The sequence below is a fragment of the Lentzea kentuckyensis genome (assembly GCF_002150765.1).
GTDB lineage: Bacteria > Actinomycetota > Actinomycetes > Mycobacteriales > Pseudonocardiaceae > Lentzea > Lentzea kentuckyensis.
In genome coordinates this window covers 36,110-45,485 of sequence record NZ_MUYM01000085.1, presented here as the reverse complement: position 1 = coordinate 45,485, position 9,376 = coordinate 36,110, and the positions used below count along the sequence as shown (strand labels likewise).

General features: G+C 70.9%; 10 protein-coding genes. All 10 read right to left on the bottom strand.

From position 1 onward, the window contains the following. The coding region (locus tag B0F77_RS34700; RefSeq protein ID WP_143467044.1) for an ATP-binding cassette domain-containing protein at nt 1-361 on the bottom strand (361 nt) is incomplete at its 3' end. Beyond that, complete coding sequence (locus B0F77_RS34695; RefSeq protein ID WP_086667263.1) at nt 358-957, bottom strand: ABC transporter ATP-binding protein; 600 nt, start codon at nt 955-957, stop codon at nt 358-360. The genes B0F77_RS34700 and B0F77_RS34695, both read right to left, overlap by 4 nt. Next, nucleotides 954-3,398: an ABC transporter permease gene (locus tag B0F77_RS34690; RefSeq protein WP_143467043.1), complete on the bottom strand. Its 2,445-nt coding sequence runs from the start codon at nt 3,396-3,398 to the stop codon at nt 954-956. Before B0F77_RS34690 ends, B0F77_RS34695 begins: the two co-directional genes overlap by 4 nt. A 39-nt stretch (nt 3,399-3,437) precedes the next feature. After that, nucleotides 3,438-3,980 (bottom strand): VOC family protein, encoded by a 543-nt coding sequence (locus B0F77_RS34685; RefSeq protein ID WP_211294194.1) that lies wholly within the window; start codon nt 3,978-3,980, stop codon nt 3,438-3,440. Between the two features lie 104 nt (nt 3,981-4,084). Then, on the bottom strand, nt 4,085-4,948 hold the full coding sequence (locus tag B0F77_RS34680) for a hypothetical protein (RefSeq protein WP_086667261.1): 864 nt from the start codon (nt 4,946-4,948) through the stop codon (nt 4,085-4,087). A gap of 17 nt (nt 4,949-4,965) precedes the next feature. Then, complete coding sequence (locus B0F77_RS34675) at nt 4,966-5,958, bottom strand: proline racemase family protein (protein ID WP_086667260.1); 993 nt, start codon at nt 5,956-5,958, stop codon at nt 4,966-4,968. Beyond that, nucleotides 5,955-6,863 (bottom strand): dihydrodipicolinate synthase family protein, encoded by a 909-nt coding sequence (locus B0F77_RS34670; protein WP_086667259.1) that lies wholly within the window; start codon nt 6,861-6,863, stop codon nt 5,955-5,957. Before B0F77_RS34670 ends, B0F77_RS34675 begins: the two co-directional genes overlap by 4 nt. Further along, nucleotides 6,860-8,077 carry an FAD-dependent oxidoreductase gene (locus B0F77_RS34665; RefSeq protein WP_086667258.1) on the bottom strand — a complete coding sequence of 406 codons (1,218 nt, stop codon included), beginning with the start codon at nt 8,075-8,077 and terminating at the stop codon, nt 6,860-6,862. The genes B0F77_RS34670 and B0F77_RS34665 overlap by 4 nt, the downstream gene beginning before the upstream one ends. After that, a complete protein-coding gene (locus B0F77_RS50740; protein WP_342746867.1) occupies nt 8,074-8,256 on the bottom strand; it encodes a 2Fe-2S iron-sulfur cluster-binding protein in 183 nt (60 codons plus the stop codon). The genes B0F77_RS34665 and B0F77_RS50740 overlap by 4 nt, the downstream gene beginning before the upstream one ends. Continuing rightward, nucleotides 8,253-9,350, bottom strand: a complete 1,098-nt coding sequence (locus B0F77_RS34655; RefSeq protein WP_086667265.1) for an NAD(P)/FAD-dependent oxidoreductase — start codon at nt 9,348-9,350, stop codon at nt 8,253-8,255. Before B0F77_RS34655 ends, B0F77_RS50740 begins: the two co-directional genes overlap by 4 nt. Nucleotides 9,351-9,376 lie beyond the last annotated feature (26 nt).

Here is a 9,376-nt window from a genome sequence, read left to right as displayed (position 1 = left end):
CCTGCCCCGGATACCGCGCCCCCAGCTCCCCGATCCCCAGCTCCGCCAGCAACGCGCCGACCCCGGAGACCTCCCGCCCCGCCAGCCGCAACGGCAACGCGACGTTCTCCTCCAGCGTCAGCTCGGACGCCAGCCCGAGAGACTGCGGCAACACCGCGCACGCGGACCACGAAGCCGGCCCGGGCAGCACCGACCCGCTGTCCGGGAAGTCGAAGCCGCACAACAAGGACAGCAACGCGGTCTTGCCCGACCCGGACGGCCCGCTCAGCGTCACGAGCTCCCCGGCGGACACCGCCAGATCGACGCCCCGCAGCACGGAGATCCCACCGAACGCCCGGTGGACCCCACAAGCCTGGATCATGACGCGGCCAGTGGGATGCACACGTCCGCCAACGCGACCAGCCGCGGATCGTGCGACGCCACCAGCGCCGGCACCGGCAAGGACGACAGGGTCTCCAGCACCAGGTCGGCTGACCGGACGTCGAGCTGAGAAGTCGGTTCGTCGGCCACGACGACGGAAGCCCCGCGTGCCAGCGCACACGCGAACGCCAGCCGCTGTTGTTGCCCGCCGGACAACGCGCCGATCCGCCACGTGCCGGACCCGGCCAAGCCCAGCCGGTCCAGCAGCGTCAGGTCGCGAGCCCCGGCCGCGCGCAGGTTCTCACCCACGGTCAGGTGCCCGATCAGGTTGTCCGCCGGGTTCTGGAACACCACCGCGATCTCCTTGCGCCGCAAGGAACGCAGGGCCGCCCAGGACATCGACGACGTCGCCACGTCCCGCACGAACACCTCGCCCGCGGAGGGCCGTTCGACCAGCGACAGCACTCGCAGCAGCGTCGACTTGCCCGAGCCGGACGGCCCGGACAGCACGGTGAGGCCGGGGGCGAGGGTCAGTGACACGTCCGAGACGGCGCGCACGGAACCGTAGGACACCCCGACGCCACAAGCACGGATCACCGGAGCAGCTCTCCCATCCGCGCGGTGCGGGCACCGCGCAACGCCAGCCAAGCCGCCACGACGACCACCGCGAGGCCGCCCAGCACCAGTGACCCCAGCAGGCCGGTGAGGTCCGGCAGGATCGGCGCCGGGTTCAGCCACGGCGCGGGATCCAGGCGCGGCACGGCGAAACCGGCGCTCACGAACGACGCCGGCACACCGGCCGTGAGAGCCAGCAGTGCCAGCGCGCCGACCTCCATCAGGTGGCTGGACCACAGCACGGACGGTCGCAGGCCCATCCGGGTCGACAACGCGCCGGAGACGGCGTTCTGGCGGCGTCGCACCTCGACGGCCAGCAGCAGGGCGACCGCGGCGACCACGGCGAGCACGATGCCGATCGCGGTCACGAAGGCGAACGTCCACTCCACGGTCAGGAACGGCAGGCCGTCGAGCACCCGGCCGCGGTCAGCGACGTTCGTGTAGTGGATGCCCGCGGCCTGCAACGAAGAAGTCAGCGCGGACAACGGCAACGACGACCAGAGGTGCCACGACCCCACCTGCTCGACGGCCGGCACGGAGTCCCTCGGCACCACGTAGCCGCGCGTGCCCAGCTTCGGGAACGAGGGCAGCGACGCCACCGGCTTCAACAACGGCAGCCCGGCGATCTGGATCTCCTGGTTCGCCGACCGGCCGATGCGCAGCGCGGGAGCGATCTCACCGGTCCGGCGCAGCGAGGAGAGCAGAGAGCGCACCGAAGCGGCGTCGTCAACCACGGCCGCGTCGGTGAACGTCGCCGGATCCACCACCAGCGCACCGGTGCTCACGCCGACGAGAGTTGTGTTGCCCTGCAACGACGACGGCAACGCCACCCGGCCCAGCGCGATGTCCTGCGACACCTGCACCGTGCTGTTGGCGCCGACGAACACGCCCGACTTCGAGTCCAGCGCCGACCGCTGGGCACCCGCCACGGCGCTGCCCACCGCGATGGTGCCGACCGCCAGCACGCCCACCAGCAGCACGCCGGTCGCGGGCCCCACCGCGGCCGCCAGCCGGCGCAACGCCAGCTGGGCGGCGGGCACCTGCCACCACTGCACCCGGTGCGACCAGCCGAGGGACCACCGCAGCAGCCGGGTCGCGAACAGTGCGGTGGCCAGCACCACGAGCAGCGGGAAGGTCAGCGCGGCGACGTCGATCGTCGGCAGTTCACTGGACTTCACGACGGTGCCCAACCCGTTGCGGGACAGGCGAACCCGTGCCAGCACGGCCAAAACAGCGACGACCAGCTCCCACGGCACGAGAGAGAGCCGCCACGACCGTGCGCGCCGCTGGAACGTCCGGTGCGTCCGCCACGAAGCCATCAGGACGGTCACGGCCAACGACGCGACCACCACAGCCAGGACGAAGCCCAACGCCACCCAGAGCGTCCCAGGGGCCAACGCAACGTCCGGCGCGTACAGCGGCAACAGCAGCCGAGCGGTCACCAACCCCAGCAGGCCGCCCAGCATCAGCGGCAGCCCCAGTTCGAGAACACCGCGGAGCCCGAGCGCGAGCGGGCTCGCCCCGCGCACCCACAGCAGCCGCAGCTCGGAATGCCGGCGCTGAGCCCACTGCACGGTCACCGTGCCGACCCCGGCGAGCCCGACCAGCACGCTGATGATCACCAACGGCAGCAGTGCGGACGACACGTTGCGTTCGGACGTGCGGGCGGCGGTGATCGCGGACGACAGCACGTCGCTCCGGGTCAGCGGCGGAGCGAGCGCCGAGATGGAGGCGTTCCCCTTGTCCCGCAACGCCTCCGCTTCGTCGAGGGTCGACAGCGGCGGCGTCGGGAACCGCAGCGACACCGAGGCGTCGGACGAGAACTCCGGCGGCAGCGACGAGAGGTCGGACATCTGCGGCACCCAGATCACCGACGTGCTGGCGCCGTCACCGCCCAGCGGGTTCGGCACGACCGTCTTCGCCTCGGAACACCAGAACCCGGACACGGGGTACGCGAGATCGGCGTAGATCGCGGTGACCGTCAGCGGCGACCCGGTCAGCCGGTCACCCACGCGCACCCGTGCGGCCGTGGCGATCGTCTGCGGCACCCACAGCCCGGTGCCGCCGCCGTCGACCACGGTCAGGTGCGACAGGGCCTGCGGGCGGTATCCGAACCGGCCGTAGGTCGCGAGGCCGTTGAAGTCGGGGCGCCCGATGCGCGTGTAGACCGCGCCCACCGGGCTGCGTGCGGACATCGTGGCGGCGGTGGCCAGCGGTAGCTTGTCGCCGTCCAGCGACGGGTGCACGGAATCCGGGCAGATCCGGCTCTGCTGATAGGCAAGAGCGGCGCTGCCGGCGGCGGACGAGTGCAGCACGGCCGCGGCCACCACGAAGCCCAGCAGCAACGTCGTCGCGATGCTCACCAGCAACGTGAGCGGGCTCGACAGCGCTGCCCTGGGCGCGGCTCTCCACGGCAACTGCACCAGCGCACGCTAGCTGGCGATTCCCGATTTGGGGAGGCTTCAGGAGGTAACGGAACGCATGACGCCGAACCGGGCTCCGAACGGATCAGCGAGCACCGCGATCCGGCCGATTCCGTCCAGCTCATAGGGTTCGACCACCACGTCGGCCCCCGCAGCGGCCTGATCCGGATCGGCCACCTCGAAGTACGGCAGCCAGTAGGCGGACGAATACGAGGTTGCCGCGTCGGGGACCACCGCGCCGCACAACCGTCCCGCACCCGTGCCCGCCGGCCGGTAGAACGAGCCGGGAGCGCCCTCGATCGTGACGACGCCCCACCCGAACACGGTGCGGTAGAACGACGACACCTCGGTGTCGGGGGAGTGCAACTCGGTCCACGTCAGCGCTCCCACCGACGACACCGCGTCGACCCCGAGCAGATCACCGGCCTGCCACACGGCGAACTCCGCGCCGCGAGGGTCGGTCAGCTGGGCCATCCGCCCGCTGATGAAGACGTCGAACGGCTCCGCCGCACCGCACCGCCGGCCGCGGTCACCGCGCGGGTCGTGGCCTCGGCGTCCGGTGAGGCGAAGTAGATCGTCCACGCCGACGCCGCGCCCGGCTCGGACAGCGGTCCCGCTCCGGGCTGCCCAGGTCGATCCAGTTCGGAGCTCCCGGGACGAAGTCGGTGGTGAGCACGCAAGCCTCCTCAGGACCACTTCCAGCGGATGCCGACCCAGTTCACGGACACGTTCGCCTCGAAGTGGTGCACCGAGTTCGTGTGGTCGAGCGTGAGGTCGATCGTCCGGTGCGGCTCGGATTCCTGCCAGTCCTGGAGGTAGACGTGCGGGTCGGTGGGCAGTGCCGCCGGGTCGAAGTGCACCTCGATCAGGCTCTGCGCGATGAAGCACCGCACGCCGTGTGCGTATTCGAGGCTGTCCAGCCGTGTGGGGTCATGGACCACGAACTCGAACACCCACGTCTCACCGGACACCAACGGCTTGTCGAACAACAGCTCGTCGACCGTCAGGCGTTCGGCCTCGTTACGCGCGGACCGGCCGATACGGCAGTTGCGGACGGGTTCGTGCCACACCTCCGACGCCTCCACCGAGTCGTCGCGGAAGTAGTGCGCGTAGAAGCGGTCGACACCGTCCTGGCGTGCGCGGACGACCATCCGCACGTGGACGCGTGACGCGTGCCGTTCGGCGTCCACGAACACCCTGTCGTGCCGGGAGACGATCTCCAGGTCGTAGGTGTTGAAGCCGGGCATCATGCCGGGGACGACGTCCGGCCAGCCGCTCGGGCCCGTGTGCTCCAGCAGGCTGAGCAGCGAGCGGGACGGCACCTCCAGCAGTTCCTCCAGCACCGACACCGCCTTGAGCGACTTCGGCGACACCGGCCGCACCCGGCCCTGCTGCCAGTCGCTCAACGTCGACAGCGCCACCGCCACGTCCTGCTGCGCCAGGCGTAGCCGGAGCCGTTCCAGCGTCAGCCCGCGGCGGCGGATGGCCGCGCGCAGAGCCGAGTGGAACGGTCCGACTTGCAGCAACGCTTCCAGGCTGGGCGTAGTCACGCCGCAGAGGGTATCGACTACAGCGAGAAACCTTCCGGGAACGGATCGGTGGCGTCGAGGAGGTACTGGCCCATCCCGGTGATCCACGCGCGACCGGCCACTGTGGGCACGACGGCGGTCCGGTCACCGAGCGGGACCTCTTCCAGCAACCGGCCGACGAACCTGGTGCCGATGAACGACTCGTTGACGAAGTCCGCACCGATGCCGAGTTCGCCGCGGGCGTGCAGCTGGGCCATCCGGGCGGAAGTGCCCGTGCCGCACGGGGAACGGTCGAACCAGCCGGGGTGGATCGCCATCGCGTTGCGCGAATGAGCGCCGTCCTCGCCGGGCGCGGTGAACTGCACGTGCTTGCAGCCGCCGATCGCCGGGTCCACCGGGTGCACCGGGCGGTTCACCGCGTTGATCCGGTCCATGATGGACAGTCCGGCGGCCAGGATTCGATCCTTTTCCGTTCGATCGAACGGAATGCCGAGATCCGCGAGCGGCAGGATCGCGTAGAAGTTGCCGCCGTACGCCATGTCGTAGCGCACCTCGCCCAGCCCCGGCACGTCCATGACGGCGTCCAGCTCGTGCGCGTACGACGGGACGTTGCGGATCGTCACGAGCTTCGTGCGGGTGTCGTAGTCGGCGAGCACCAGCCCGGCCGGGGTGTCGAGGCGCACCGTCGTGACGGGTTCGGTCACCTCGACCATGCCGGTCTCCACCAGCACGGTCGCGACGCCGATCGTGCCGTGCCCGCACATCGGCAGGCAACCGGACACCTCGATGTAGAGCACGCCCCAGTCGGCGTCCTGGCGGGTCGGCGGCTGCAGGATCGCACCGCTCATCGCCGCGTGCCCGCGCGGTTCGTTCACCAGGAACCTGCGGATGTGGTCGTGGTTCTTGATGAAGTTCAGGCGCTTCTCGGCCATGGTCTCGCCGGGGATCACGCCGACGCCGCCCGTGATCACGCGCGTCGGCATGCCCTCGGTGTGCGAGTCGACCGCGCTGAAGTACTTGGCGAACCTCATGAGGTGGCCAGCTTCATGTCGGCGTTCACCTGGTCGATCTGGGCCTGCGACAACGGGCCGCGCGGGGGACGGCACGGACCGCCGTAGCGGCCGACGAAGTCCATCGAGAGCTTGATCGCCTGCACGAACTCGGTGCGCGAGTCCCAGCGGAAAGCGGGCACGAGCCGTTCGTACAGCGACCGCGCTTCCTCCAGCTTGCCCGCCAGCGCCAGGTTGAACAGCTCGGTGCACTCGGCGGGGAACACGTTGGGGTAGCCCGCGAACCAGCCCGTCGCGCCCATCAGCAGGCTCTCCAGCACGACGTCGTCCGCGCCGGCCACGACGGTGAGGTGCGGGGCGGCGGCCTTGATCTCCAGGACGCGCCGGACGTCGCCGGAGAACTCCTTCACGGCCACGACGTTCTCGATCTGGCCGAGCTCGGCGAGCAGGTCCGGCGTGAGGTCGACCTTGGTGTCGATCGGGTTGTTGTAGACCATGATCGGCAGCCCGGCCTTCGCGACCTCGCGGAAGTGGTGCACGACCTCGGTCCGGTTGGCCCGGTACATGGTCGGCGGCAGGCACAGCACGCCGTCCGCGCCGTCCTCGGCCGCGAGCTCGGCCCAGTGCCGGGCCTGGTGGGCGCCGACGCCGTGCACGCCGATCACTGCGATGCCCCTGTTCTTGACGTCACTGCCCTTGACGGCCGCGATGGCGGTCTGGGCGACCTCACGGCGTTCCGCGTCGGTCAGCGACGAGTACTCGCCCAGCGAACCGTTGGGGCCGACGCCGCGGCAGCCGTTCTCGACGACCCACCGGCAGTGCTCGGCGAACTTCTCCAGGTCGGGCCTGAGCCCCGCGGGTGCACTGGCGTCCGCGGCGTAGGGGAGTGCGGTGGCGACGATGACGCCGTCGAGACGTTCGGTCATTGCTTGTCCTCCGGGAGTTCGGCGAGTTCGCCAAGGGGGATCGGGACCGCGATCACGCGGCGTTGGCCGTCGAACGGGACGCCGGTCAGCTCGGCGGCGTTGCGGGCGCAGATGCGGCCCTGGCAGCGGCCCAGCGCGACCCGGCTGGTGAGTTTCAGCTCGCGCATGCTGGTCGCGCCGCCGTCGGTTCCGAGGGTGAGGTCGTCGAGGGTGACCTTCTCGCACCGGCACACCGTGGTGTCCGGGCTGAGCCACGTCTGCCAGCCGGGCTGGACCTCGTGCGCCCTGGCCAGCGCCCCGGCGAACAACCGGCCCCTGCGCACGGCCTCGACGGCCTCGCGGGGCGGATCCTGACGTGCAGCGGCGGCTCCGGCGACGACGCCCTCTGCCTCGGCCAGGTCCGCGCCGCCGATGCCGGTCACCTCGCCGGCCGCGTAGACGTTCTCGACCGACGTCCGCTGGAGTTCGTCCACGTCGAGGAAGTCGTTGGTGCGCTTGGCGTTCGGCACCAGGTCGGTGCGGGGGAGGAAGCCGTAGCCGACGCAGACCAGGTCGGCGTGCTCAGTGCGGTGGCTGACCGGGCGCCAGTGCCGGTCGAGCTTGGCGACGGTGACCCGGTCGCCGTGCTTGGCGATGACCGCTGTGCGGGTTTCCAGATGTGTCAGCACTTTGCGGTAGCTCGCGAGCTCACCGATCTTGTGCCGGTTGGCGGTGATCGCTCTGGCCTCGCGCAGCCACCTGGTGGGGGAGGACGCCTCGTAGACGCCGACGAGCGTGGCGCCGAGGTCCCGCAGCGCGGTCGCGACCGGCAACAGGAACGGGCCCGTGCCGGTGACGATCACGCGTTCGGCGAGGGTGACGCCCTGCTTGGCCAACGCCTGGGCGGCGCCTGCGGTGATCACGCCGGGGCCGTCCCAGCCGGGGAAGGGCAGCGGCCGGTCGTAGGCGCCGGTGGCGATGATCAGCGCGTCGAAGCGCAGCTGTTTCGGACCGCGCAGGTGCAGGGTGCCGTCCTCGACGAGCCAGGCCTCGGTGTTCTTGAGGTGGGTCACCCCGCTGTGTTCGAACCTGGCGCGGCCGCGCAGGTACTGGCCGCCCGCCTCCGGTTCCGAGTCGACCATCGTGACCTCGGCGCCCGCGTCGGCGGCGGTTCTGGCGGCGGCCATCCCGGCCGGTCCCGCGCCCACGACGACGATCCTCGTGGCTGTGTTCATTTTTGGGTCCTGATCACGTCGCCGTCGCGCAGCTGGTGGCGGCACGCGCGGACCTCGGGCACGCCGTTGATCTCGGCGACGCAGCCGAAGCACACGCCGATGCCGCAGAAGAACCTGCCGGGCAACAGTTCCGCGACGTGGGCGGCATCGCGCTGGAGGCCGTTGAAGGTCACCTTCACACCATCACCTCGGGGCGGTCGACGCGGAACGGGTGGGGATCGATCCAGGGTCCGGCGCCGGTGAGCAGGTCGGCGAGCAGGCGTCCGGTCGCCGGGGCGAGGCCGACGCCCGCGCCCTCGTGCCCGGTGGCGTGCCACAGACCGGGTGTACGCGGGTCCTCGCCGATGATCGGCAGGTGATCCGGCGCGTACGGGCGGAAGCCGCCGTACGCGCGCATGACCGGGACGCCGCCGAGCATGGGGAAGAGCGCGATCGCTTTGCGTGCCAATGCTTTCAGCACCTTGCTCTCGATCGTGTCGTCGAAGCCCTTGCGCTGGCGGCTCGACCCGATCAGCACGGTGCCGGCCTGGGTCGACTCGACGACGCCGGACGTCTGCAGGTCCGCGTCGCCGCTCGCGACCGCGCCGACGTAGTCCGCGTCGTAGACCTTGTGCCGGATCGTGCCGGGGATCGGCGTGGTCACCAGCACCACACCGCGCCGCGGCAGCACGTTGACACCGAAGTTCCCGGCCCACGGCCCGGTGGCGTTGACGACCGCGCCGCAGCTGATCACGCCGGTGTTCGTGGTGACCGAACGGCCGTCCGTTGTGGACACCTCGGCGTGGGTGAACCTGATGCCGCGCAGCAGGGTTCTCGTGGCCTTCACCGGGTTGAGCTGCGCGTCCTGCAGGTAGTGGACGGCGGCGGTGATCTCCGGGTTGAGGTGCGGCTCCTGGTCGAGGGCTTCCGCGGTGGTCAGCTCGCAGGCGTCGACGCCCGCCGCCCGCTGCTTGGCGGCGAAGGCTTTGAGGGGCTCGGCCGCGTCCGGTGTCGTGGCGACGACCAGTCCGCCCTTTTCCTCCCACTCGAAGTCTCCGGCCGGTGCGGCGAGCTCGGCCAGCTCCGGCCACAGCTCCCGGCTGGCCTTGGCGAGCTCCAGCTCCGGACCCGGCTCCTTGTCGCTGACCAGGACGTTGCCCTCACCGGCCGCGCTGGTGCCCGAGGCCGGTCCGTGGCGGTCGATGACGAGAACGTCGAGCCCGCGTGCCTTCAGCGCCTGGGCGCACGCGGCCCCGATGATGCCAGCGCCCATGACCACGACGTCCGGGTTCATCGTCACCTCCGTTCAATAGAATGAAC

Excerpts from the sequence above, each read along its gene's own strand:
- B0F77_RS34675 (WP_086667260.1), bottom strand. The coding sequence starts at position 5,958 with ATGAGGTTCGCCAAGTACTTCAGCGCGGTCGACTCGCACACCGAGGGC.
- B0F77_RS34670 (WP_086667259.1), bottom strand. The coding sequence starts at position 6,863 with ATGACCGAACGTCTCGACGGCGTCATCGTCGCCACCGCACTCCCCTAC.
- B0F77_RS34665 (WP_086667258.1), bottom strand. The coding sequence starts at position 8,077 with ATGAACACAGCCACGAGGATCGTCGTCGTGGGCGCGGGACCGGCCGGG.
- B0F77_RS34655 (WP_086667265.1), bottom strand. The coding sequence starts at position 9,350 with ATGAACCCGGACGTCGTGGTCATGGGCGCTGGCATCATCGGGGCCGCG.